The sequence below is a fragment of the Streptomyces longwoodensis genome (assembly GCF_001514125.1).
In the GTDB taxonomy this organism is placed as follows: domain Bacteria; phylum Actinomycetota; class Actinomycetes; order Streptomycetales; family Streptomycetaceae; genus Streptomyces; species Streptomyces longwoodensis.
Window position 1 is genome coordinate 297,358 of sequence record NZ_KQ948560.1, and the last position, 23,275, is coordinate 320,632.

The 23,275-nt window shown below is 72.0% G+C and carries 20 protein-coding genes and 1 tRNA gene; 12 read left to right on the top strand and 9 right to left on the bottom strand.

The window, feature by feature from the left end:
- The first annotated feature begins 504 nt into the window (after positions 1-504).
- Together AQJ30_RS28730 and AQJ30_RS28735 are read left to right on the top strand one after the other, a co-directional pair.
- Positions 505-804 (top strand): hypothetical protein, encoded by a 300-nt coding sequence (locus tag AQJ30_RS28730; RefSeq protein WP_079084368.1) that lies wholly within the window; start codon positions 505-507, stop codon positions 802-804.
- A 483-nt stretch (positions 805-1,287) separates the two neighbouring features.
- Positions 1,288-1,641, top strand: coding sequence for a hypothetical protein (locus AQJ30_RS28735; protein WP_159052402.1), 354 nt, complete (start codon positions 1,288-1,290; stop codon positions 1,639-1,641).
- A 155-nt stretch (positions 1,642-1,796) separates the two neighbouring features.
- On the opposite strand, the gene AQJ30_RS28740 is transcribed toward AQJ30_RS28735, so the two are convergent.
- Both AQJ30_RS28740 and AQJ30_RS28745 read right to left on the bottom strand, forming a co-directional pair.
- Positions 1,797-5,879: an nSTAND1 domain-containing NTPase gene (locus AQJ30_RS28740; protein ID WP_067239727.1), complete on the bottom strand. Its 4,083-nt coding sequence runs from the start codon at positions 5,877-5,879 to the stop codon at positions 1,797-1,799.
- Between the two features lie 500 nt (positions 5,880-6,379).
- Positions 6,380-6,766 carry a DUF6344 domain-containing protein gene (locus tag AQJ30_RS28745; protein WP_067239729.1) on the bottom strand — a complete coding sequence of 129 codons (387 nt, stop codon included), beginning with the start codon at positions 6,764-6,766 and terminating at the stop codon, positions 6,380-6,382.
- A 330-nt stretch (positions 6,767-7,096) separates the two neighbouring features.
- On the opposite strand from AQJ30_RS28745, the gene AQJ30_RS39015 reads away from it, so the two are divergent.
- Positions 7,097-7,225: a DLW-39 family protein gene (locus tag AQJ30_RS39015; protein ID WP_003999697.1), complete on the top strand. Its 129-nt coding sequence runs from the start codon at positions 7,097-7,099 to the stop codon at positions 7,223-7,225.
- Between the two features lie 86 nt (positions 7,226-7,311).
- Complete coding sequence (locus tag AQJ30_RS28750; RefSeq protein WP_245727169.1) at positions 7,312-8,586, top strand: hypothetical protein; 1,275 nt, start codon at positions 7,312-7,314, stop codon at positions 8,584-8,586.
- Here the strand turns inward: AQJ30_RS28750 and AQJ30_RS28755 are convergent.
- The gene (locus tag AQJ30_RS28755; RefSeq protein WP_067239733.1) at positions 8,550-10,250 is read right to left on the bottom strand and encodes a serine/threonine-protein kinase; all 1,701 of its coding nucleotides are present in this window, start codon (positions 10,248-10,250) and stop codon (positions 8,550-8,552) included. The genes AQJ30_RS28750 and AQJ30_RS28755 overlap by 37 nt on opposite strands.
- A gap of 128 nt (positions 10,251-10,378) precedes the next feature.
- The gene (locus AQJ30_RS28760) at positions 10,379-10,927 is read right to left on the bottom strand and encodes a helix-turn-helix domain-containing protein (protein WP_067239735.1); all 549 of its coding nucleotides are present in this window, start codon (positions 10,925-10,927) and stop codon (positions 10,379-10,381) included.
- A 173-nt stretch (positions 10,928-11,100) separates the two neighbouring features.
- Between AQJ30_RS28760 and AQJ30_RS28765 the strand changes: the two genes are divergently transcribed.
- Positions 11,101-11,173: transfer RNA gene (locus AQJ30_RS28765), tRNA-Ala, on the top strand.
- 193 nt (positions 11,174-11,366) lie between these two features.
- Here the strand turns inward: AQJ30_RS28765 and AQJ30_RS28770 are convergent.
- On the bottom strand, positions 11,367-12,068 hold the full coding sequence (locus AQJ30_RS28770) for a DUF5324 family protein (RefSeq protein WP_067239737.1): 702 nt from the start codon (positions 12,066-12,068) through the stop codon (positions 11,367-11,369).
- A gap of 314 nt (positions 12,069-12,382) precedes the next feature.
- Between AQJ30_RS28770 and AQJ30_RS28775 the strand changes: the two genes are divergently transcribed.
- Positions 12,383-12,910, top strand: a complete 528-nt coding sequence (locus AQJ30_RS28775) for a peptidylprolyl isomerase (RefSeq protein ID WP_067239738.1) — start codon at positions 12,383-12,385, stop codon at positions 12,908-12,910.
- A gap of 121 nt (positions 12,911-13,031) precedes the next feature.
- A complete protein-coding gene (locus AQJ30_RS28780; RefSeq protein WP_067239740.1) occupies positions 13,032-13,928 on the top strand; it encodes a rhomboid family intramembrane serine protease in 897 nt (298 codons plus the stop codon).
- Between the two features lie 244 nt (positions 13,929-14,172).
- On the opposite strand, the gene crgA is transcribed toward AQJ30_RS28780, so the two are convergent.
- The gene (gene crgA / locus AQJ30_RS28785) at positions 14,173-14,427 is read right to left on the bottom strand and encodes a cell division protein CrgA (protein WP_067239742.1); all 255 of its coding nucleotides are present in this window, start codon (positions 14,425-14,427) and stop codon (positions 14,173-14,175) included.
- Between the two features lie 93 nt (positions 14,428-14,520).
- Between crgA and AQJ30_RS28790 the strand changes: the two genes are divergently transcribed.
- The 5 genes from AQJ30_RS28790 to AQJ30_RS28805 all read left to right on the top strand — a co-directional run bounded on the left by AQJ30_RS28790 (position 14,521) and on the right by AQJ30_RS28805 (position 18,096).
- Positions 14,521-15,309 carry a DUF881 domain-containing protein gene (locus AQJ30_RS28790; protein WP_067239744.1) on the top strand — a complete coding sequence of 263 codons (789 nt, stop codon included), beginning with the start codon at positions 14,521-14,523 and terminating at the stop codon, positions 15,307-15,309.
- A 156-nt stretch (positions 15,310-15,465) separates the two neighbouring features.
- Entirely contained in the window at positions 15,466-15,627 is a 162-nt protein-coding gene (locus AQJ30_RS37415; protein WP_211279125.1) for a hypothetical protein, read from the top strand.
- Entirely contained in the window at positions 15,624-16,262 is a 639-nt protein-coding gene (locus AQJ30_RS28795; protein ID WP_067239746.1) for an aminodeoxychorismate/anthranilate synthase component II, read from the top strand. The genes AQJ30_RS37415 and AQJ30_RS28795 overlap by 4 nt, the downstream gene beginning before the upstream one ends.
- The gene (locus AQJ30_RS28800; RefSeq protein ID WP_067239748.1) at positions 16,259-17,302 is read left to right on the top strand and encodes a class E sortase; all 1,044 of its coding nucleotides are present in this window, start codon (positions 16,259-16,261) and stop codon (positions 17,300-17,302) included. Before AQJ30_RS28795 ends, AQJ30_RS28800 begins: the two co-directional genes overlap by 4 nt.
- A 14-nt stretch (positions 17,303-17,316) precedes the next feature.
- On the top strand, positions 17,317-18,096 hold the full coding sequence (locus AQJ30_RS28805) for a class E sortase (protein ID WP_067239749.1): 780 nt from the start codon (positions 17,317-17,319) through the stop codon (positions 18,094-18,096).
- An 86-nt stretch (positions 18,097-18,182) separates the two neighbouring features.
- Here the strand turns inward: AQJ30_RS28805 and pknB are convergent, their stop codons facing one another.
- The 3 genes from pknB to AQJ30_RS28820 form a co-directional block, all read right to left on the bottom strand.
- A complete protein-coding gene (gene pknB / locus AQJ30_RS28810; RefSeq protein WP_067239751.1) occupies positions 18,183-20,195 on the bottom strand; it encodes a Stk1 family PASTA domain-containing Ser/Thr kinase in 2,013 nt (670 codons plus the stop codon).
- 170 nt (positions 20,196-20,365) lie between these two features.
- Positions 20,366-21,835 (bottom strand): penicillin-binding transpeptidase domain-containing protein, encoded by a 1,470-nt coding sequence (locus tag AQJ30_RS28815; RefSeq protein WP_067239753.1) that lies wholly within the window; start codon positions 21,833-21,835, stop codon positions 20,366-20,368.
- The gene (locus AQJ30_RS28820; RefSeq protein WP_067239755.1) at positions 21,832-23,271 is read right to left on the bottom strand and encodes an FtsW/RodA/SpoVE family cell cycle protein; all 1,440 of its coding nucleotides are present in this window, start codon (positions 23,269-23,271) and stop codon (positions 21,832-21,834) included. The genes AQJ30_RS28815 and AQJ30_RS28820 overlap by 4 nt, the downstream gene beginning before the upstream one ends.
- Between the last annotated feature and the right edge of the window lie 4 nt (positions 23,272-23,275).

Sequence of the window (23,275 nt, forward strand, 5' to 3'; positions counted from 1 at the left end):
CCCCGGCTGCGCTCCGCTCCGCCGGGCGCGCTTCCCGGCTCCGCTGCGCGCTGCGCTCCTGCCTTCGGCCCGCTCCGCGCACGCTGCGCCGACGCGCGCCCATGTGTGGATAGGGCCGGTGGCCATGAGGCGAGCACCGCATAGCGCGGTCCACGGTCAAGACGATGCCTCCGGCGGGGGATCGGCCGGCACCGGGATGGAGGGGGCGCCGTTCCGGGCTGCGGGTCCGTAGTGGCGTGCGTGGGGAGCTCCCATCCCGCCCGCCGTCGACCCAGGCAGAGCCGAGCAGACGCGGCCCAGGGGCGTCAAGGTCGTTCGTACAGTGGCGCGCTCCACCTTGACGCCCCTGAACCACGCCTGCTCCACGGTGTGTGGGTCGACGGCGGACGGGATGGGAGCTGGGGAAGGTCGTGGGTTCCTGTCGGAAACGCCAGTTCAGGGCGGTATCGGATCCGTACTCTGCGAGGCCCGGCCGCGATACGGTGCTACATGAAGGGGGTTGTGGTGGAAGATCAGGTCTGGCAGTTGCGTCGAGGTCATCAGGTCGTCGGCGTCCTCACCCTCGAAGCCGTCGACATGTTCTGGACCGATTGCCGGTTCGAGCCCTCAACTGGCTGGCCAGCCCTCAAGCCGTTCATTGACGCATCCCGCGCCGCATGGGAGCGGAAGGACGAGGACGCGGCCATCGCGGCTGACGAGGCTATATATGCGCTTGGCCTTGAGTTGATGCCCGAAAGCGGGGGTGAGGTCATCAGAGACTTCCTGCTGAGGATCGACGGCGATACCGCACGCTTCCGGTACTGAGTCGTTGGGCCGTCCCTGGGCCGTCCGAGGCTCGCTGGCGGGCGGAAGAAGATGTGGCAGGGCATTGTGGGGCGGGCCGAGCTCCTGGTGGTTGGGCGGCCCTTGTCAAGACCACGTGCGGCGCCTGACACCAGCGGCTGACACCAACAAGCACGAACAGCAGCGGTCGGCGCCGGACCTCAGTGGACGCCCGACCGAGGCCCAGGGGCCGTTGGCTTATGTCGACAGGCCCCCGTGATCGACCTGATAAGGATGAGGCCACAGGTTCAAATCCTGTTAGCCCCACCAGCACGAAGACCCCCGGTCCACTTGGGCCGGGGGTCTTCGGCGTCCAGACGGCCGACGTCGAGGTGTCCTCCGTGCCGCTGAGCAGCGAGGAGGGTACCGCGTGTTTGTGGTGAAGAGGGAGTTCATCGGACTGGACCTCGCACGCCCGCTCACCACGGTCGTCTGCGGTTCAGGGCGCTGGTGGGTGGCGAGTTCGTGCCGGGGGAAGGGGACCGGATCGCCTGGCGGGTCAGGTGCTGGGAGACGGTCCGGCCTGCTCCCCAGCAGGGGCTGCTGCCCGGTGCGCTGCTGCCGGGCCTGCCCGCAGGGCTGGACCACGCCGCGAGGATGGGCCTGTGGGCCGACCTCAACGCCGGGGCCCTACCGGCCGGGCAGCTGGTGATCGACCGGGCGGGCTACCACCAGGAGTCCTCCCCCGCGTTGTTCACGACGGCCGTCGAACTCCTGGTGCACGTCCTGCTGGCGGGCGCCTTCGGGTCGCCCGCGGAGCCGGTCATCAGATCCTGCGTGGCCACCGGCCGCCTTCCGGATGTCACTGCCTGGAGTTGATGTCGTATGCGGCGAGAGGTCCGTTGGGTTCTGTGGGGGCTGTGGGCGGCCTGTCTGGTGTTCTGCGTCTGGTTCCTCGTCGAGGTGATCGTGCTCTTCCGGGAGGCCGAGTCCTGGTGACGTCGGGCAAGGCCGGCGGCGCCGGGCGGCGTGTGTCAGTCCGCGCACGGGGGGTCGTAGGACAGGCGCGGGAGGTACTCGTGCCAGGTGCGGGGCGTCAGGACGTTGCGGGTCGTCGTGCAGATGTGGGTGATCGCCGCGTCCACGTCGAGGTTCCACAGGCGGACCGTGCCCGCGCCGCTGGAGATGCCCAGGCGGTTGGTGCGCGGGGCGAAGGTGAGGAAGTGGCCGGTCTTGGCGTGGGGGCTCATCGACTGCCCGATGGGTGAGGGGTCGGCGGGGGCGCCGACGTTCCACAGGCGCACGGTGTTGTCGTTGCCGCCGCTGGCGAGGGTGCGGCCGTCGGGGCTGAAGGTCAGGGAGACCACCGCCTCGGTGTGGCCCGACAAGGGGTGTCCGGAGGGGGAGGCGTCTCGCGGGTCCGTGACGTTCCACAGGCGGACCGTGTCGTCGTCGCTGCCGGCGGCGAGGGTGTGGCCGTCGGGGCTGAAGGCGAGGATGTTCACCGGGCCGGTGGGGCCGGTGAGGGTGCGCACCGGGGTGGCGTGGCGGGGGTCGCCGACGTTCCACAGGCGGACCGTGCCGTCCGCGCTGCCGCTGGCCAGTATGTGGCCGCCGGGGGCGAACAGGAGGCTGTTGACGTACCCCTTGTGACCCGTGAGCGGGTTGCCGAGCCGGGCGGCGCGGGCGGGGTGGGTGACGTCCCAGAGCTGGATCGTGTGGTCGTCGTACGTGGTCGCCAGGGTGCGGCCGTCCGGGGCGAACGCCAGGGCCGTGGGGCCGGAGAAGCGCGTCCGCAGGAGCAGCGGCGGGCCATAGGAGACGGCGTGGGACGGGTCACGGACGTCCCAGAGGTACACCTCGCGGTTCGGGGTGAGGACCGCGAGGGTGCGGCCGTCGGGGGAGAAGGTCAGGGTGCGCTCGGCGCCGTCGCCGCGCATGAAGGGCCCGCCCAGGGACACCGGCCGGTCGGGGCGCGTGACGTTCCACAGCCGGACCCGGCCGTCGCGTGCCGCCGTGGCGAGCACCTTGCCGTCCGGGCGGAACGCCCCGCTGCGGCCGATCACGTCCGACGTCGGCACCGACCACAGCCGCAGCCGCCCGTCGCCGCTGCCGGTCGCGAGGGTGCGGCCGTCGGGGCTGAAGCCGACGGCGTACATCTCCCCGCTGCTGCCTGCCAGCGGCTCGCCGACCTGGGAGGGGTAGGACGGGTCGCTGACGTTCCACAGGCTGGCGGTGCTGTCCGCGCTGCCGACCGCGAGGGTGCTGCCGTCGGGGCTGAACGCCACCGACCACACCGGGCCGGTGTGCCCGGTCAGCGGGGCGGCCAGGGCGCCGGGGTGGCGCGGGTCGGCGACGTTCCACAGGCGCACCGTGTCGTCCGCGGCGCCGCTGGCGAGCGTGCGTCCGTCGGGGCTGAAGGCGACCGAGTGGACCGTGCCCGTGTGGCCGGTGAGGGCGGTGCCGGTCCGGGCCGGCCGGTGCGGGTCCGCCATGCTCCACAGGCGCACCGTGCCGTCGTCGGCGCCGGTCGCCAGCAGGTGCCCGTCGGGGCTGAACACCACGGACCGCACGGCCTCGCGGTAGCCGCTCAGGGTGGCCGACACCGTGGGCCGCGCCGGCTCGCGCAGGTCCCACAGCCGGACCGTGCGGTCGTCGTTCGCGGCCGCCAGCGTGTGTCCGTCCGGGCTGAACGCGATCAGGTAGATCGTGCCGTCGTGCCGGGTGAGCGGGGCGCCCAGCGGGGCCGGGTGGCGGCGGTCGGTGACGTCCCACAGGCGGATCGTGCCGTCGTCCGAGGCGCTGGCCAGGGTGCGGCCGTCGGGGCTGAAGACGGTGCTGCTCACCCAGCTCGTGTGGCCGGTGAGCGGCCGGCCCAGCGCCCGGGGCCGGCCGGGGTCGGACACGTCCCACAGGCGTACGGTCCGGTCGTTTCCGGCGGTGGCCAGGGTCCGTCCGTCCGGGCTGAACGACGTCAGGTAGACGGCGCCGGTGTGGGCGGCGAGCGGGGTGGCCAGCGGGGCGTTGACGATGGAGACCAGCCGGTTGCCCGTGTCCGCGTCGTGCGGCCGCAGCCGGTGGGCGACCAGGTCGATCCGCGCGGACAGCGACGGGTCCGAGTACTGCACCCGGTCGGCCTCCGCGAGCACCTGCTCGAACACGGCGTCGTCGCGCTGCTGCCACGCCAGGACGGCCGAGCCGGCCGCCAGCACGGCCAGCGCCACCAGCGCCGCCACCGCGCCCCGGCTGATCCACAGGGTGCGCCTGCGCAACCGCACCGAGGCGGCCAGGAACTCCTTCGCGCTGCGCGTCAGGTACGTGTCACCCGCGGTCGCCGCCCAGCCGCGGGCCTGCTCCAGCCGCGACCCCCGGTACAGCAGCGAGCTGTCGCGGTGCGAGGCCTCCCAGGCCCGGCCGTCCTCCTCCAGCCGCTGGCGCAGCAGGTGGTCGCCGCGGTCCTCGTCGATCCAGTGCCGCAGCCGCGGCCAGGCGTGCAGCAGCGCCTCGTGGGTGATCTCCACGGTCTCCGCGTCCAGCGTCACGAGCCGGGCCCGGACCAGCGCCTCCAGCGACTCCTCGGTGCCGCGCGGGTCGGTGGACTCCTCCGCGAGACGCCGCCGGTCACCGCGCCGGCGCGTGGCCTGGGTGTCCTCGCCGAGCCGTACCAGCCGCAGCAGGAGCAGCCGGGCGGCGCCGCGGGCGGCCGGGTCGAGGCCGGACCAGGCGGACTCCGCCGTCGCGGCGACCGCGCCCTGGATGCCGCCCGCCGCGCGGTAGCCGGCCAGGGTCAGCCGGCCCGCCTTGCGGCGCTGCCAGGTGGCCAGCAGGGCGTGCGACAGCAGGGGCAGCACCCCGGCGTCGTGCGCTCCGCGCGGCCCGTCGGCGCTCACCTCGCGGACGATCAGCTCGGCCAGGCCCGGCTCCAGCTCCAGGCCCACCGCCTTGGCGGGACCGGTCACCGCCTCGCGCAGTTCGGCGGTGGTCAGCGGGCCGAGCACCATGGGGCGGTGTTGGAGCGCGTCGGCCAGCTCGGGGTGGCCGAGGCACTGCTCGTAGAAGTCGGCGCGGATGCCGAGCACGACGACCGCGGGCGCCGGTTCGTCCGGGCCGCCGGGGGTGCAGGCGGCGTGCAGGAGCCGGACGAAGGCGCGCCGGTCGGCCTCCCCGGCACAGAGGGTGAACGTTTCCTCGAACTGGTCCACGATCACGACGGGCCGCGCGGCCGACGGAGTCGCCCGCCGGGCCCAGGCGGTGACGGCTTCCCGTACGGCGCCGAGGTCGGCGCTGGGGTCGGGGTCGGCGTCACGGGTGGTGTCACCCTTGCGGGCGGTGTCGGGCGAGCCGTCCCGTGGCGCCGGGGGACTGTCCTCCGCGCCCGTTCCGGCCGGACGCCTCATCAGGGACGTCAGCTCCGGTATGCGGCGGGTCAGCTCCCCGACGGGGTCGTTGCCCGGCACCAGGTGCAACACGCCCCGTGCCCGGTCGCCCAGGGCTCCCTCACGGAGGGCGGGGACCAGGCCGGCGTTGAGCAGGGACGACTTGCCCGCCCCCGAGGCGCCGACCAGCATCACCAGGCCGCCCGTCTCCTCGGCCGCGCGGAGCTGCTCGACCAGCGCCCCGGTGCTGCGCTCCCGGCCGAAGAACCACCCGGCGTCCTCCTGCCGGTACGCGGCGAGCCCGCGGTAGGGGCACACGCTCGGGGAGCGGCCGTCGTCCGTGGGAAGCGTGGAGGGCGTGGCGGGCGTGGCGGCTCCGGACGCCCCGGGGGCCGCCGATCCGTCCCCGACCGGGTCGGCCAGGGCCCGTTCCCACAGCCGCTGCCACTGGCCGACGTCGTACAGGCCCGGGACCACGGGGGCGGGCCGGGCGCGGCGGGCTGCCGGGACCAGTACCTGGAGGACGGCGGTGAGGGCGGCGAACTGGGCGGGCACGTTCTTGGCGCGGCGCCAGTCGCTGATGCGCTGGGCGGACACCCGGACGGGGCGTCCGCGCTCGTCGACCTGCTGGAGCCGGGCGACCGCCTCGGACACGCTCTTGAGGGGTGGGTTGCCCGCCTCCTTGTAGAGGAGCGCGAGGCGTTCGGCGAAAGCTGTGCGTGCCCCTGAGTCGAGACCCAAGGTCCCACCCCTCACTTCCCCCGCGCGGACGTCCGGACCGGAAAACTCACTTTATACGGCTGACCTGCGGCGATGGTCGGGCGCGGGGGCCGGAGCCTCCCCGGTGACCCGTCCCACCTGGCACGATCACCGAGCGACAGCCCGACGAGCCGCCGCACCGTCCGGCCCCCCGGGGCGCGGGAGCGGTGCAGGCCGACGACATCGCCGTCGGGTACGGGTCGCCCCTCGACGCGTCCTTCGGCACCGGTCCCCGCGTGGGGAGGGACCGGCGCCGGAGGGCACGGGACGTGGCCGTGCCCGGGCTCCCCGGACACGGCGAAGGCCCGGTTGCTCCAGGGGGAGCTTCCGGGCCTGCATCGTGCGGCTGTACGCAAGTCGCCGTTACAACGGTCGTGCGGTCGGTGCGGTTGGTGCGGGCAGTGCGTTCCGTGCGTCGTGCGTTATGTGCGAAGGGTCGGTGCGTCGTGCGCGAAGGGTCGGTGCGTCGGATAGCGGGGGTCTCAGCGCTGCAGGGGAACCGTCCGGGCGTCCGCGGCCGGGGAGTCGTCGCACGCCCCGTCGGGGTGGGCCGCGTCCGGCAGGCCCTGCGACTCGGCGTCCGCGAGGGGACGGTGCCGGCAGCTCGGGGACTTGCCGTGGGCCTCGGCGCGGATGCGCTGTTTCATCGTGGGGGGAAGGGCCCTCGCCCGGGACCAGGCCCAGGGCAGTGCCGCTTGTGCCGGAATCGTCACCCGGTCGGTGTTCTCGCCGGTGCTGCTGTTGCGCGTCGGCTCGGTCTGTGCGACGGCCGTCGCGGAGGTGGTGGTGACGAGGCCCAGCGTCGTGCACAGGGCGAGGAAGGCGGTGACGATGGCGGTCCAGAGCTTCATGACCTGGGTCTTGGCCATGATCCCCTCACTTTCGGGTTGGGCGATTTGCGTACTTTCCTCATGATGTGTATGCGGATCGCGAAGTGGGGGACCGACGCACACGGCGTGGCGATGTTCCGATGAACACCACCCTGATGGCCGCACAAGGGGTGAAGAGAGGGGAAAAGGGGACCCGCTCACCCTCGGTGGACGTGTGACCACCCTTCGGTCGGAGGGTGCGGGGCGCGTCCTACTGAGCTGGCGCGGGCGGCAGTTGGGGCCGCCCCGGCAGGTCACCGATCGGTATCGGTCGGTGTGTATAGTCGGGCGCCAGAGGTCCCCTACGTCAAGGAAAGACGAGGTCGCGCGGTGAAGAAGCTTCTCCTGGTCGCACTGGCCGCCATCGGCGGGCTCCTCGTGTACCGCCAGATCCAGGCGGATCGCGCCGAGCAGGATCTGTGGACGGAGGCGACCGACTCCGTGCCCACGGGTTCGTGAGTCCGCACCCTGCCATCAGCACAGACCCCGGCCGCGCTCAGCGGCCGGGGTCTTGCACTGCCCGGGGTTCCGGGTTGCGGATCGCCGTGGGTGCGGTGACACTCTGCGCGGCCGCCGCGCTGGCCGTCCCCGGGGCCCGGGCCGCCGACGCCCCGTCGTACGCCTTCGCCGCCGGCGCCCGTACCGTCCCCGGCGCGAGCGGCACCGCCGACGCCGCACGCCTCGCACCCGGCACGACGTACCGCAGCACCCTCTCCGGCGCGGCGCGCACGTACTACCGCCTCGAACTGGACGGCGCGTCCAGCACCTACGTCCCCGTGACCGCCGTCCCGCGCCCCGGTGCCCCGCTCGACGCCGGGGACGGGATCCGGGTGTCGGTGCAGGACGCCGACGGGCTGAGCTGCTCGTCCTTCGACTCCGCGACCGTCGGCGCCACCGGGAGCCCCCGGCCGCTCACCGCCTGGGGCGCGCGCGAGATCGTCGCGGGCCGGTCGCTGTGCCGCGGGGCGGGCACCTATTACGTCGTCGTCGAGCGGGCCCGGCCGGAGAGCGCCTCGGGGCAGGCCTGGGACCTGGAGCTCGCGCCGGTCTCCGAGCCGCCCCTCGCCGGGCCCGGCGCGACCCGGGCCCCCGGGGCGTGGGACTCGGCGACGCCCGCGCCGCCCACCGGGGAGGCCGTGGACCGGCCGGGCGGGGCCGGGTTCGCCACCGCCGCCGCCGTGGGACCGGGTGCCTGGCGGGGCCGGATCGTCCCGGGGCAGACCCTCTTCTACCGCGTTCCCGTCGGCTGGGGACAGCAGCCCGACGCCACGGTCGAGATCGGCAGCACCGGTGGCCGCGGCGCGGACTACGTCGGTGCCGCCCTCTCCCTCACTCTGCACAACCCGGTGCGCGCCGAGGTCGAGTCCGCGCAGACCGGCTACGGCGGCACCCAGAAGTCGGCCGCCCTGGCCCCGGTGCCCCCGGTCTCCTACGCCAACCGGTACGACGTCTCCCCGCCGGTGAACGGCATGCGCTTCGCCGGCTCCTACTACCTCGTGGTCCATCTCGCCGCCCAGGTCGGTGAGAGGTTCGGCGCCGGCCCGTACGGCGTCGTCCTGCGCGTCGGGGTGCGCGGGACCGCGCGTTCCGGGCCGGGGTACGCGGGGGAGTCCGTGCCCCGCGGGATCTTCGGGGCCGGCGCCTCCGGTGCCTCGGGGGGTGCCGGGGGACACGGCGGTGACCTGGGCCTGCGGGTGCTCGCCGTGGGCGGGATCGGGGCGGGCACCGCGCTGCTGCTCGGTCTCGCGGTGTGGACGGTCGGCGCACGGCGGCGGGACGCCGCTCAGATGCGGGCCAGCGCCCAGAACCCGACGGCGTAGCAGACCAGCGCCAGCAGCAGGACCGGCACCGCGATCCGCGCGGGTGGCCCGGGCCGGGACACCCGCCGCCCGTGCCGCCCGGCCCGGCGTCCCGGGACGGCCACGGGCCGCGGGTCCTGGGTGGTGTAGGAGGCGGTGGCCGGATCGGGGCGCGGCAGGACGTAGGTGTGGGTGGGCTCCTGGACGGACTGCGGATGGGGTGCGGGGGGCGCGGGGTGTGTGGAGGGCGGTGGCACGGAGTGGGGGGCCTGCTCGTGAAGCGGCGCGGAGTGTGCGGCGTGCTCCTGCGGCGGCGCGGGGTGCGGGGCCCGCTCCGGCCGGGGCGTGGGGTGCGGGGCCCCCGGCTGCGGGGGCGGCAGGTGGAAGCTGCCGGTGTCCGACATGGACGGGGTGGGGGTGGGAGTCGGGGTGGCCGTGGGGGTTGCCGTGGGGGTGGGGGATCCGGTGTGCGGCGGGACCGACGGGCTGGCGGCGCCGGGCGACGGGTCGGGCGGGAGGCGGCGGGGGTCCGTCGGCGCCACGGCGGCGGCACCCCAGCCGGTCGGCGTCGAGCCGGTGCCCGCCTCGGCCGGGACGAAGCCGGTGCCGGGCCAGGTCGCCTCGGTGGCGGGGTCGGTGCCGGGGCCTGGGCCGGTGCTGGGGCCTGGGCCGGTGCGGGTGCTCCTCCCGCTCCCCTTGCTCCTCCCGCTCCTCCCGCTCTCCCCTGACACAGCAGGAGAGGCGTCCGGCACGGTGGGGCCCGTCGAGCCGCCGTCGGTCGCCGGGTCGGCCCCGGACGCCGGTGCGAGGGGGCCCTGCGGCCCGAAGCCCTTGGGCAGCGGCCCCAGTTGGTCGAAGATCTCGATGATCTCGTCGTCCGGGCCGGGCGGCGGCAGCAGTTCCACGGCCGAGGCGAGCGCTTTGCGGGCGCCGTTGGCCGTGCGGAACCGGGCCTCGGGATCCGGCTGGACCAGGGTGGCCACCACCTCCCACAGCGGCTCGGGGATGCCCTGCGGGGCGCCCGGGGTGCCGTGGTCCAGAAAGTGCTGGACCAGCGCCTTGGCGTCCGGCTTGGCTCCTTGGAGGAGGTACAGCGCGACCAGGCCGACCGCGAACAGGTCGGCGGGGAAGTCGGGTTCGGCGCCCATCATCTGCTCGGGGGCCAGGTAGCCGGGGGTGCCCACGACCAGGTGGGTCTCGGTCAGCCGGGGCTCGCCGAGCCGCATCGCGATGCCGAAGTCGGACAGGCGCAGGCGGGGCCGGGCGGTGCCGGTGGCTTCGAGGAGGACGTTGGCCGGTTTGATGTCCCGGTGGACCACGCCCTCGGCGTGTACGGCGGCCAGGCCGGAGAGCAGCTGGTCGAGGAGCGTGCAGACGAACAGGGGCGGGAGGGGGCCGTAGTCGCCGATGAGGTGGACCAGGGAGCCGCCCGCGACCAGGTCCATGGTGAAGAGCACCTTGTCGTCGTCCGCGGCCCAGCTGGCCGGGGCGAGCACGTGCGGGTGGTCGATGCGCAGGGCCTGCTCGCGCACGAAGCGCAGCAGGGAGTGGGCGTCGCTCTGCTGGAGGACCTTGGCGGCCACGTAGCGGCGACGGCGGTGGTCCCAGGCGCGCCACACGGCGCCGACGCCTCCGCGCCCGATGGGGTCGACCAGTTCGTACCGTCCGGCGAAGACCTCACCCATGTCGCCCGTGCCGCTCCTCCCCGATGCGGTGTCCCCGTGCCCCCGTATTGCCCAGTGCCCCCGTGCCCCCGTGGTGCTGCGGGTCCCCCGTGTCCCCCGTGCCCCCGTGTCCCCCGTTGGAGCCCCGGTCAGCTCTGGTGTGACTGGTAATGCGTCACGGCGTCCGAGGTGCGGCCGGCGCCGTACACCCGGAGGAACTCCGCCAGCTCAGGGTGGCTCGAGGCCAGGGTGTCCGCGGCGTCGATGATGTCACCGGCGGCGGCCACCGAGCGCAGCAGCGACTGGATCTCGCGGACGACCCGCTTGACCGTCGGCGCTCCCGAACTGCTCGTAGTCTGCGTGGTGTTGTTCAGCACGGAACCCCCCTGGGACCGCTTGATCTCCTCCATGCGCTCGGTCGCCTCGGCCGCGCTGACGCTCCCGTCGGCGACCTGACTCGCCAACTCCTGGAGCAACTGCACGCGCTGTACGACGGCCGGATTGCCGATCTTCGCCCGCTGACCGCTCATCAGCTGGGACAGCATCGGCGCCGACAGTCCCAATACCCCCGCGAGACGGGCCTGGTTGAGCCCGAGATCGTCGATGAGCTTACGGAAGAGCGCCCCCAGTGGCTCTCCGTACCAGTTCCGCTGGAGCTCCCGCGCTCTCGCGGTCGCTTCCTGTTGTGCGGCGTCCATTGCGTCTCCCCATCGCTTCCCCAAAAACGGCGGTTCGCTGTAGCGAACCACGTCGAGCATCCTACGGAGAGTGGTCGTTCGCGGGGACCCCCCAACTTTTTGGAAGATCCAGGGGGTGACCCGGTACTCTGGTCTGCGGCGCACGGCGGAGGGATCCGCCGTGGACGCTGTCCGGGGCCTTAGCTCAGTTGGTAGAGCGCCGTCTTTGCATGGCGGATGTCAGGGGTTCGACTCCCCTAGGCTCCACACAGGAATCCCCTCCGTCCCGCGTACGTCACGCGGAGCGGAGGGGATGTGTCGTTGTGCGGGGCCGTATGGGGCTTGTTTCACGTGAAACACGGCGAGACACGGCCGGACACGGCGAGACAGACAGGGCGATGGGGCAGGAGAGACGTGCTCTCCTGCCCCACGGGCGCGGACCGGACCGGACCGGCTCGGCTCAGGTTCCGTCGCGGTTCTCCCGCGCGGCGTCCTCCTCGGCCTGCTTGGCCTCGACCTCCGGGTCCAGGACGTCGCCGCTGCCGTCCACCGACGTGAGACCGCCGGACGCGGGGACCTCGGTCGCCGCGGGCGGCTCGACGAGCCAGTCGGGGTTGGCCTGCTTGTCCCACCACTTCCAGGCGGCGTAGGCGCCGCCGACGACGACGCCGGTGATCGTCAGGACCTTGGCGACCTTGCCGATCTTGGCCCGCCGCCGGTGCTTGCGCACCAGCTTCTCGATCTCCTTGGCCGTCACCTGCCCGCGCAGCGCCGCGAGGGCGGCGAGACCGCGGGCAGCGGCCTCGTCCTTGACGGGTCCGGCCACGGCGACCGCCTGCTCCAGCTTGGGGCGGGAGTAGTCGGCGGCCTGACGTGCGGCGACCCGGGCGCGCAGGGCTGCTTCCTGTGCGGCCTGGTCGACCTTGGGGGGTAGCTGCGCGCGAGCCTGTTCCAGGCGCGGCGCGACGTGGGCGTCGTACTGGACGCGGGCCTGTTCGGCGGCCAGCGACACCTTGGGCGCGAGCCGTACGCGGGCCTCTTGCGCGTAGTGCGCGGCCCGTTCCTTGGCCGTGTCGGCGTAGGGCGCCACCGCTTCCGCGGCGTGCAGCACGCTGTCCTTCGCCGAGCCGGTCGCGGCGCGCACGCTGTCGATGCGGGTCACGGGTTCCTCCTCCTCGGTGGCGTACGGTAATCGACTGTCCACCCTTTTGCGGATCATGCCTGTCCCGGCGTGGAGAAGCATGCGGGGGCGGGCATTTGGGTGCCCGGTGGATGAATACGGGGCAACGGGGGCTTGTCGTCGGCAATGCCTCGACCATGCCACGGATCGCCTCTGCCCGCTCCCTCCCGCGCCACTCCGAATGTTTTTCGCCGACTGCCGTCGTGCCCCCCCGCGGGGCCGTACGGACGCGCACGACGCGGGGTGCGGGGCGTGCGAGGATCGGGGGGTCACAGAGAGACGACGGAAGGCACATCGTGGCTGAGCAGCTGTACGCCACCCTGAAGACCAACCACGGCGACATCGAGGTCCGGCTCTTCCCGGACCACGCTCCCAAGACGGTCAAGAACTTCGTCGAGCTCGCGACGGGCGGCCGGGAGTGGACCCACCCCGCCACCGGCGCCAAGTCCACGGACAAGCTCTACGACGGCACGGTCTTCCACCGGGTGATCAGCGGCTTCATGATCCAGGGCGGCGACCCGCTCGGCAACGGCACCGGGGGCCCCGGCTACACGTTCGAGGACGAGTTCCACCCCGACCTGCGCTTCGACCGCCCCTACCTGCTGGCCATGGCCAACGCCGGCCCGGGCACCAACGGCTCGCAGTTCTTCGTCACGGTCGCCCCGACGGCCTGGCTCAGCCGCAAGCACACCATCTTCGGCGAGGTCACCGACCCGGCGAGCCAGAAGGTCGTCGACGCCATCGCGGCCACCCCGACCAACCCGCGCACCGATCGCCCGGTCAACGACGTCGTGATCGAGTCCGTCGTCGTCGAGAAGCGCTGACCCGGGGCGCGGTCCGCCCGACGGGAACCAATCGCCCTGCCCGTCCGTAAGGAGGGGCAGGGCGATGCAGTGTGTTCGGCCCGGTGTGCCCCGGCGGCGCACCGGCCAGGAGAGGGATCCGATGGAACAGGCGCCAGGCAGCCGGCCGGACGCCCAGGGCAGCCTGCCCGGGTGCTACCGCCACCCCGACCGGGAGACCGGCGTCCGCTGCACCCGCTGCGAGCGGCCCATCTGCCCGGAGTGCATGGTCAGCGCGTCGGTGGGCTTCCAGTGCCCGGAGTGCGTGCGCAGCGGTTCCGGCACCGGGCACGCGCCGGACGCCTCCACGCCCCGCACGATCGCCGGGGGGTCAGTCGCCGCCGACCCGCGCCTGGTGACCAAGGTGCTGATCGGCCTCTGCCTCGCGGTGTTCCTGGTGCAGCTGGCGGTGGGCGACAGCTTCACGGACCGCTTCCAGCTGATCGGGCGCGCGATCATGCCGTCGCTCGGCACGGACCACGTCGAGGGGGTCGCCGAGGGCCAGTGGTACCGGCTGCTGACCTCGATGTTCCTGCACGCCAGCTACATCCACGTGCTGTCCAACATGCTCAGCCTGTGGTGGATCGGCGGCCCGCTGGAGGCGGCGCTCGGCCGGGTCCGCTACCTCGCGGTGTACCTGTTGTCCGGGCTGGCCGGCGGGGCGCTGACCTATGTGCTCGCCGCGCCCAACCAGGGCTCGCTCGGGGCGTCCGGTGCGATCTTCGGCGTCTTCGGTGCCTTCGCCGTGCTGGTGCGCCGGCAGCGCTACGACATGCGGCCGGTGGTCGCCCTGCTGGTGATCAACCTGATCATCACCTTCGGCTGGAGCGGGATCGCCTGGCAGGCGCACGTCGGCGGTCTGGTCGCCGGTGCGCTGATCGGCTACGGCATGTTCAACGCGCCGCGGGACCGCCGCGCGCTCGTGCAGTACGGCCTGTGCGGCCTGGTCCTGGCCGCCGTGGTCGTCATGACGCTCCTGAGGACCGCGCAGCTCACCTGAGCGCTCGTTGTCCACAGCGCGTGGCAGATCTTGTGCACAACGTGGGGGAACAGCTGTGCCCCCTGTCACCGACCCGTGTTTCCGCAGGTCAGGCAGGGGGCGAACAGGCTTTCGAGTGAGGGTCCTGAGCCGGTAGTTCCGTCACACCGGCGTCAACCCCCGCTGAGTTATCCACAGATCGTCGTTCTTTTTCCCCACTGTGGAAAACAGCTGTGGATAACTCAGCGGACAGCCCTGGTCAGAGCTACTTCCACTGGGTCGAGACGCCGAATCCGGCCGCGATGAACCCGAAGCCGACCACGATGTTCCAGTTGTCCAGCTTGTCGATGGGCAGTGAGCCGTCGGTCACGTAGAAGACCACGATCCACGCCAGCCCGATGATGAACATGGCCAGCATCACCGGCGCCACCCAGGCCCGGTTGGTCAACTTGATGGCCGCCGCCTGCCTGGCCGCCGGCGGCGTGTAGTCGGCCTTCTTGCGAATACGTGACTTCGGCACGAGGGTCTCTCCTGCTGGCAAGGGGACACGGAGCGCTCCCCCGGGCGTCCGTTAGCGTAGTGCTTCTACGGCGCCGAAGGAGATAAGGGTACGTTGAGCAATTCTGCCGACTCCCCCGGGACGGGTACAACGGGTAACGCCCCCGCCCCCCGGCCTCGTTTCCGGCCGGTGCGGGTGCTGACGGTCGCGGTCTTCGCGCTCGCGGGGCTCCTCTTCTTCACCAGCTTCAACACCGCCAAGGGCACCAACATCCGCACGGACACCTCCCTGCTGAAGCTGTCCGACCTCATCCAGGAGCGCAGCCGCAAGAACGGCGAGCTCGACGAGTCCAACGCGGCGCTGCGCGACGAGGTCGAGTCCCTGGCCGAGCGCGACGACGGCCGCTCCCAGGCCGAGGACGACAAGCTCACCGCGCTGGAACACACCGCGGGCACCCAGAAGCTCAAGGGCCGGGCGATCACCGTCACGCTCAACGACGCCCCGCCCGACGCCACCGCCAAGCTGCCCGGCTACCCCGAGCCGCAGCCCGACTACTTGGTCATCCACCAGCAGGACCTCCAGGCCGTGGTGAACGCGCTGTGGCAGGGCGGCGCCCAGGGCATCAAGGTCATGGACCAGCGGCTGATCTCCACCAGCGCCGTGCGCTGCGTGGGCAACACCCTGATCCTCCAGGGCCGGGTCTACTCGCCGCCGTACCGGATCCAGGCGGTCGGGGACCCCGCGAAGCTGCAGAAGGCGCTCGCCGACTCACCGGCGATCCAGAACTACATGGTCTACGTGAACGTCTACGGCCTGGGCTGGAAGGTGACCGAGGACGGCACCGTGACGCTGCCCGGCTACTCGGGCACGGTGGACCTGCACTACGCCCGGCCCGTGGAGTAGCCGGCCGGCCCGGCCGTTCCGGCGGACGTTGAGGTGTTCGACCCCGTACCACGTAAGTCGGGGTGTACGCCGTCCCGCCGGGCCCCGTGGCGCCGCGCCGCTAGTCTGGTGCGGTACGGCGTGGGTCTGGTGCCGTGGTACGACGGAAGGGACGGCATGTACGGCTGGATCTGGCGGCATCTGCCGGGCAACGCGTGGAGCAAGGCGCTGATCGCGCTCGTGCTCGCTCTGGCCGTGGTCTACGTCCTCTTCCAGTACGTGTTCCCGTGGGCCGAACCGCTGCTTCCCTTCAACGATGTGACGGTGGACAACCAGTGAGCGCGCGCATTCTCGTCGTGGACAACTACGACAGCTTCGTCTTCAACCTGGTCCAGTACCTGTACCAGCTGGGCGCCGAGTGCGAGGTCCTGCGCAACGACGAGGTCTCCACCTCCCACGCGCAGGACGGCTTCGACGGCGTGCTGCTGTCGCCCGGCCCGGGCACGCCCGAGCAGGCGGGGGTCTGCGTCGACATGGTCCGCCACTGCGCGGCCACCGGCGTCCCGGTCTTCGGCGTCTGCCTGGGCATGCAGTCGATGCAGGTGGCGTACGGCGGTTTCGTCGACCGGGCGCCCGAGCTGCTGCACGGCAAGACCTCGCCGGTCGAGCACGAGGGCCGGGGCGTTTTCGCCGGGCTGCCGTCGCCGTTCACCGCGACCCGGTACCACTCGCTGGCGGCGCTGCCGACGACCGTGCCCGCCGAGCTGGAGGTCACCGCCCGCACCCACGACGGGATCATCATGGGGCTCAGGCACCGCGAGCTGCCGGTCGAGGGCGTGCAGTTCCACCCCGAGTCGGTGCTCACCGAGCACGGCCACCGGATGCTGGCCAACTGGCTCGTCGAGTGCGGCGACCGGGACGCGGTGGCGAGGTCGGCGGGGCTCGCCCCGGTGGTGGGCAGGGCCACGGCGTGACCGCGCTGCGCCCGGAGCGCGAGGACTCGTACGGCACGGCGTACGGGTCCTTCGGCGTTCCCGGCGCGGGGGCCCCGTACGGCCCGCTCCCCGACGACGAGACGATGGCCCTGCGCCTCGCGGAGGCACCGGAGGAGGCCCAGCCCTACGGGAGGCCCCTGACGGCCCCTGACGGCCCATCGGCCCCTCACGCCCCTGTGGCCCCCGGAGGCGGCCGTGCGGCCCGCAGGAAGGCCGCCAAGCGCCGTCACGGGCGCCGCGGGGGGCCCGAGGGCGCCAACGGGCCCCAGGAACCACCGCGTCGCGCGGCCGACGACGGCCGGCCCCTCTCCCGGGTCGAGGCCCGGCGCCGGGCGCGGGCCAGCAGACCGGGCCCCGCGGTCGTCGCCAGCCGGGCCGTCGGCGAGCTGTTCATCACCGCCGGCGTGCTGATGCTGCTGTTCGTCACCTACCAGCTGTGGTGGACCAACGTGCGCGCGCACGCCCAGGCCGACCGGGAGGCCAGCAGCCTCCAGGACGACTGGGCCAGCGGCCGGCGCAACCCCGGCACCTTCTCGCCGGGCCAGGGCTTCGCCCTGCTGCACATCCCCGCGCTGGACGTGGTCGTCCCGATCGCCGAGGGCGTCAGCAACAAGAAGGTCCTCGACAAGGGCATGGTCGGGCACTACGGCGACGGCGCCCTGCGGACCGCGATGCCGGACGCGAAGACCGGCAACTTCGGGCTCGCGGGCCACCGCAACACCCACGGTGAGCCCTTCCGGTACATCAACCGGCTCAAGCCCGGCGACGCGGTGGTCGTCGAGACCCAGGACGAGTACTTCGTGTACAAGGTGGCCTCGACGCTGCCGGTGACCTCGCCCAGCAACGTGAGCGTGCTCGACCCCGTGCCGAAGGGGTCCGGATTCACCGGGCCGGGCCGGTACATCACCCTCACGACGTGCACTCCGGAGTTCACCAGCAAGTACCGCCTGATCGTCTGGGGCAAGATGGTCGAGGAACGGCCGCGCAGCAAGGGCAAACCGGATGCGCTCGTAGAGTAGGGGCGGATGACACCGTGGCAGCGACCACAGACGGCACCGGGGAACACAGCGGCCCGTCGGCACCGGCTCCCCCGCCGTCCGCCGCGTCCCCGTCCCCCGCGTCCCCGCCCGCACGGCGGCCCGGACCGGTGGCGACGGCCGTCAGCGTCCTCGGGGAACTCCTCATCACGGCCGGTCTGGTGCTCGGCCTGTTCGTCGTCTACTCGCTGTGGTGGACCAACGTCGTCGCCGACCGGCACGCCGACGCGCAGGCCGACAAGGTGCGCGACCAGTGGGAGCACCAGGACACCGGGCCCGGCGCGCTCGACACCCGGGACGGCATCGGCTTCCTGCACGTGCCCGCCATGAGCAACGGCGAGGTCCTGGTCGAGAAGGGCACCACCTCGAAGGTCCTCAACGAGGGCGTCGCCGGCTACTACACCGACCCGGTCAGGGCCACGCTCCCCATGACCGGCAAGCCGGGCAACTTCTCCCTCGCCGCGCACCGGGACGGCCACGGCGCCAAGTTCCACAACATCGACAAGCTCGACGAGGGCGACCCGATCGTCTTCGAGACGCGCGACGACTGGTACGTGTACAAGGTCTTCGCGATCCTCCCGGAGACCTCCAAGTACAACGTCAAGGTCCTCGGGCGGGTCCCGAAGGAGTCCGGGCGGACCAAGGCCGGCCACTACATCACGCTGACCACCTGCACCCCCGTCTACACCAGCCGCTACCGCTACGTCGTGTGGGGCGAACTGGTCCGGGTGCAGAAGGTGGACGCCGAGCGCACCCCGCCGCAGGAACTGCGCTGAGCGCCGGCCGAGCGGCCTGAACGGCGAAGCCCCGGCACTCGTCGAGTGCCGGGGCTTCCGTTCGCTCCGGGAGGGGGCGCCGGGTGTCAGTCCTCGCGGCCCGAGCCTCCGGTGAGCCCCCCGAAGAACTGGGTGCCGCCGTTGTCGTTCCCGCCGTTGTTCCCGCCGTTGTTGTTCCCGGGAACCGTCGCCAGGTTGACCGCGCTGCCCTTGTTGACGGTGCTGCCCGGCTGGGGGTCCGACCCCACCACGAGGGCGTTGTCGTCCTGGGCCGGGCCCACGGTGCCGACGTTCAGCCCCGCGTCCTGGATCGCCTTCTTGGCGTCCTTCAGGCTCAGCCCCTGCAGGTTCTGCGGGACCTGGGTCTGACTGCTCCTGCCGATGTTGATCTGGACCGTGGAGTCCTTGTCGACCGAGCTGCCGATGCCCGGGCTGGTCGAGACGACCTTGCCGACCTGGTTCGGGTCCTGGACGTCGACCTCGGTGCAGTTGCCCTTGAGGCCGTTGTCCTTCATCTGGGCCTTGGCGTCGTCGCAGGACTTGCCGGAGACGTCGGGGACGGTCGCCTTCTCCACGGCCTTGGCGACCGTGAGGGTGATCGTGGAGCCCTTCTCGACCTCCTTGCCGGAGGGCGGGTTCTGCTCGAGGACCGTGCCGGGGTCACGGGACGACTCCCGCGTCTCGGTCTTCACGTCGAACTGGTAGTCGTCGCCCTCCAGCTTCGACTTGGCGTCGTCGAGGCTGAGGTCGATCACGTTGGGCACGCTCACCTTCGGCGCGCCCGTCGAGACCACCAGGGTGACCGTGGAGCCCTTGTCGACCTCGTTGCCGGGGGTCGGGTTCTGCGAGCAGACCTTGCCGGTCTCGGTGTTCTCGCAGGGCTTCTCGGTGAACGCCAGCTTCAGGTCGGCGTTGGTCGCCATGGTCTGCGCCTGGGCCTTCGTCTGGTCCACGAAGGTCGGCACCGACACGGTGTCGTTGCCCGCGCCCCCGCCGCCGAAGGCCCACTTGCCGATCAGGATGGCGCCGACCAGGACCAGCACGGCCGCGACGACCAGCAGGATGGTCGAGGTGTTCGACTTCTTCTGGCGGCGCCGGTCCGGGCGGTCGTCGTAGCCGTAACCGCCGTCGTCCGGGTTCGTCGGGGGCAGCATCGTGGTCGCGCCGCCGCCCGCGTCCGAGCGCAGGGCCGTGGTCGCCTGGTCGTCGGGGTAGCCGCCGTAGCCGACCGAGCCCATCGCCGCCGTGGCCGCGACCGGCTGGCCGTCGAGGCAGGCCTCGATGTCGGCCCGCATCTCGTCGGCGGACTGGTAGCGGTAGTTGGGGTCCTTGACCAGCGCGCGCAGGACGATGGCATCCATCTCGGGCGTGATCTCGGGGTCGAACACGCTCGGCGGCTGCGGCTCCTCGCGGACGTGCTGGTAGGCGACGGCCACGGGGGAGTCGCCGACGAACGGGGGCCGTACCGTCAGCAGTTCGTAGAGCAGACAGCCCGTGGAGTACAGGTCGGACCGGGCGTCGACCTGCTCGCCCTTGGCCTGCTCGGGCGACAGGTACTGGGCGGTGCCGATGACCGCCGCGGTCTGGGTCATGGTCATGCCGGAGTCGCCCATGGCGCGGGCGATGCCGAAGTCCATCACCTTGACCTGGCCGGTGCGCGTCAGCATGACGTTCGCCGGCTTGATGTCACGGTGCACGATGCCGCTGCGGTGGGCGTACTCCAGGCCCTGGAGGATGCCGATGGTCATCTCCATCGAGCGCTCCGGCAGCAGCTTGCGGCCGGAGTGCAGCAGCTCACGGAGCGTGGAGCCGTCGACGTACTCCATGACGATGTACGGGATCGAGACCCCGTCGATGTAGTCCTCGCCCGTGTCGTAGACCGCCACGATCGCGGGATGGTTGAGCGAGGCGGCCGACTGGGCCTCCCGGCGGAACCGGGCCTGGAAGGAAGGGTCGCGCGCGAGGTCCGCGCGCAGCGTCTTCACCGCCACGGTGCGGCCCAGGCGGGTGTCATGCGCGAGGTAGACCTCGGCCATGCCACCGCGGCCGAGCACCTGGCCCAGCTCGTACCGGCCGCCGAGGCGACGCGGCTCTTCCATAAGCTACCTACCAGCCCTCTCCGTCGGTCCCGACCGCACCCTGTTGGGTCCGGCGGTGTGCCCACCGGGCATACCGTACCCGGCTCGCTCTGTGTGACCTGGCCAAGCCCGTCACCCGATACAGGACCGGTATCGCAACGTGCACCGATGTGCAGGCGGTGTGGGCAGGGTCACTTCTTGGTGCCGATGACGGCCTCCATGACGGCCTTGGCGATCGGGGCGGCGAGGCCACCGCCGGTGATGTCGTCACGGTTGGCGGCGCCGTCCTCGACGACCACCGCGACGGCCACCGGCGAGCTGCCGTCCGACAGCTTGGCGTAGGAGATGAACCACGCGTACGGCTTCTCGCTGTTGTTCAGGCCGTGCTGGGCGGTACCGGTCTTGCCGCCGACGGTGACGCCGTCGATCTGCGCCTTGGTTCCGGTGCCCTCCTTGACCACGGTCTCCATCATCTGCTGGAGCTTCTGCGCGGTCTCCGAGGAGACGGCCTGGGAGAACTGCTTGGGCTGCGTGGTCTCGATGACGTCCAGGTTGGAGGCGCGCAGCTGGTCGACCATGTACGGCTGCATCAGCTTGCCGTCGTTGGCGACGGCCGAGGCGACCATGGCCATCTGCAGCGGGGTGGCGGTGTTGGACGCCTGGCCGATGCCGTCCATGGCGTTCTGCGGCCGGTTGTCCTCGGGGTAGACGCTCTGCGCGGCGCGCACCGGGGTGTCCAGCTTCTTGTTGTTGAAGCCGAACTTCTCCGCCTGCTCGATCATCTTCTCGTTGCCCACGCTGTCGGAGAGCTTGGCGAAGACGGTGTTGCACGAGTAGCGCAGCGCTATGCGCAGGGTCGCGTTCTCGCAGGGGATGTTGCCCTCGTTCTTCAGCTCGGTCCGGGAGTCCGGGAGCTGGTAGGGCAGCGGGGAGTCGGTCTTGTCGTCGATGCCGGAGACCTTGCCGTTCTCCAGCGCGGCCGCGGCGGTGACGACCTTGAAGGTCGAGCCCGGCGGGTAGGTCTCGCGCAGCGCCCGGTTGAGCATCGGGTCGTCGCGGTCGTTCTTCTTCTGCACCGCGTTCCACGCCTTGGCGTCGTCGTCGGTGTTGCCCGCGAACTTCGACGGGTCGTACGACGGCGTGGAGACCAGCGCCAGGATCTTGCCGGTGGCCGGGTCGAGCGCGGCGACCGCGCCCTTGTTGTTGCCCAGGCCCTCGTAGGCGGCCTTCTGCGCGGCCGCGTTGAGGGTGGTGACGACGCTGCCGCCCTCCTTCTTCTTGCCCGTGATCATGTCGAGCGTGTTGCGGAAGAAGAGCCGGTCGTCGTTGCCGGTGAGGATGCCGTCCTCCAGCGCCTCGAGCTGGTTGGCGCCGAAGGCCTGCGAGGAGTACCCGGTGACCGGCGCCCACATGGCGCCGTCCTTCCAGGTGCGCTTGTACTTGAAGTCGCCGCTGGTGTTCTCCACCGAGCCGGTGATCGCCTTGCCGCCGACGATGATGTCGCCGCGCGGGGTCGCGTAGCGCGCGATGTTGACGCGGCGGTTCTTGTCGTCCGTGGCCAGGTCGTCGGCCTTGACGTACTGGAGCCAGTTGTCGCGGATGAGCAGGGTGAGGACGAGCAGTCCGCAGAAGATCGCGATCCGGCGCAGGGGCTTGTTCATGACGGGCGGACCACCTGGGTCATCTCGGCGTCGGGGTTGGTGGCGGGGGCGGGGGCCGGGCGGCGCGCGGTGTCGCTGATGCGCAGCAGGATGCCGATGAGCGCCCAGTTGGCGATGACGGAGGAGCCGCCGTACGCCAGGAAGGGCATCGTCATGCCGGTCAGCGGGATGAGGCCCATGACGCCGCCGGCGACGACGAAGACCTGGAGGGCGAACGCGCCGGACAGGCCGATCGCCAGCAGCTTGCCGAACGGGTCGCGGGCGGCGAGGGCGGTGCGCACGCCGCGCTCCACGATCAGGCCGTAGATCAGCAGCAGCGCCATCAGGCCGGCCAGGCCCAGCTCCTCGCCGAAGGTGGCGAGGATGAAGTCGGAGTTCGCGGCGAACTTGATCAGCTCGGAGTGGCCCTGGCCCCAGCCGGTGCCGAGGGTGCCGCCGGAGCCGAACGCCCACAGCGCCTGCATGGCCTGCTCGGAGTGGCCGGGTACGCCCTGCTGGGACAGCGCGTACTCGTGCATGGGGTCCAGCCACGCCTGGACACGCATCTTCACGTGCGGCTCGATGCTCGCCACGCCGACGGCGCCGACCGAGGACATCAGCAGACCGAAGAAGATCCAGCTGGTCCGCTCGGTGGCGACGTACAGCATGATGACGAACATTCCGAAGAACAGCAGCGACGTGCCGAGGTCGGTCTCGAAGACCAGGATGAGGATCGAGATCGCCCAGACCACGATGATCGGGCCGAGGTCGCGCCCGCGCGGCAGGTACACGCCGAGGACACGGCGGCTGGCCAGGGCCAGCGCGTCGCGCTTCACCATCAGGTAGCCCGCGAAGAAGATCGCCAGCACGATCTTGGCGAACTCACCGGGCTGGATGGAGAAGCCCGCGACCGAGATCCAGATCTTGGCGCCGTAGATGTTCTGGCCGAGGCCCGGCACCAGCGGGAGCAGCAGCAGGAACAGCGCGCCCACCATGGAGATGTAGGTGTAGCGCTGCAGGACCCGGTGGTCCTTGAGGAAGATCAGCACCACGATGAACAGGGCGATGCCCAGCGCCGTGTACAGCAGCTGCCGGGGCGCGGCGGTGCCCGCCTGGTGGATGCGCTGGAGCAGCTTCGACTGGTCGAGGCGCCAGATGGCGACCAGCCCCAGCCCGTTGAGCAGCGTGGCCAGCGGCAGCAGCAGCGGGTCGGCGTACGGCGCGAACTTGCGGACGACGAGGTGGGCGACGCCGGCCAGCAGGCCGAGCCCGAGTCCGTAGCTCAGCAGGCCGGACGGCACCTGCTCGTTCAGGGCGAGGCCCACGTTGGCGTAGGCGAAGACCGGGATGACGACGGCGAACACGAGCAGCGCGAGCTCGGTGTTGCGCCGGCTCGGCGCTCCGATCGAGCCGATCGTGGACGTGTGGTGCGTCGGCGTGTTGGTAGTACTGCTCATCGTG

Bases quoted from the DNA above. Each gene is read 5' to 3' on its own strand.
- AQJ30_RS28745 (WP_067239729.1), bottom strand. From the start codon at position 6,766: ATGGCCAAGACCCAGGTCATGAAGCTCTGGACCGCCATCGTCACCGCC.
- AQJ30_RS28755 (WP_067239733.1), bottom strand. From the start codon at position 10,250: ATGGGTGAGGTCTTCGCCGGACGGTACGAACTGGTCGACCCCATCGGG.
- AQJ30_RS28760 (WP_067239735.1), bottom strand. From the start codon at position 10,927: ATGGACGCCGCACAACAGGAAGCGACCGCGAGAGCGCGGGAGCTCCAG.
- AQJ30_RS28780 (WP_067239740.1), top strand. From the start codon at position 13,032: ATGGAACAGGCGCCAGGCAGCCGGCCGGACGCCCAGGGCAGCCTGCCC.
- AQJ30_RS37415 (WP_211279125.1), top strand. From the start codon at position 15,466: ATGTACGGCTGGATCTGGCGGCATCTGCCGGGCAACGCGTGGAGCAAG.
- pknB (WP_067239751.1), bottom strand. From the start codon at position 20,195: ATGGAAGAGCCGCGTCGCCTCGGCGGCCGGTACGAGCTGGGCCAGGTG.
- AQJ30_RS28815 (WP_067239753.1), bottom strand. From the start codon at position 21,835: ATGAACAAGCCCCTGCGCCGGATCGCGATCTTCTGCGGACTGCTCGTC.
- AQJ30_RS28820 (WP_067239755.1), bottom strand. From the start codon at position 23,271: ATGAGCAGTACTACCAACACGCCGACGCACCACACGTCCACGATCGGC.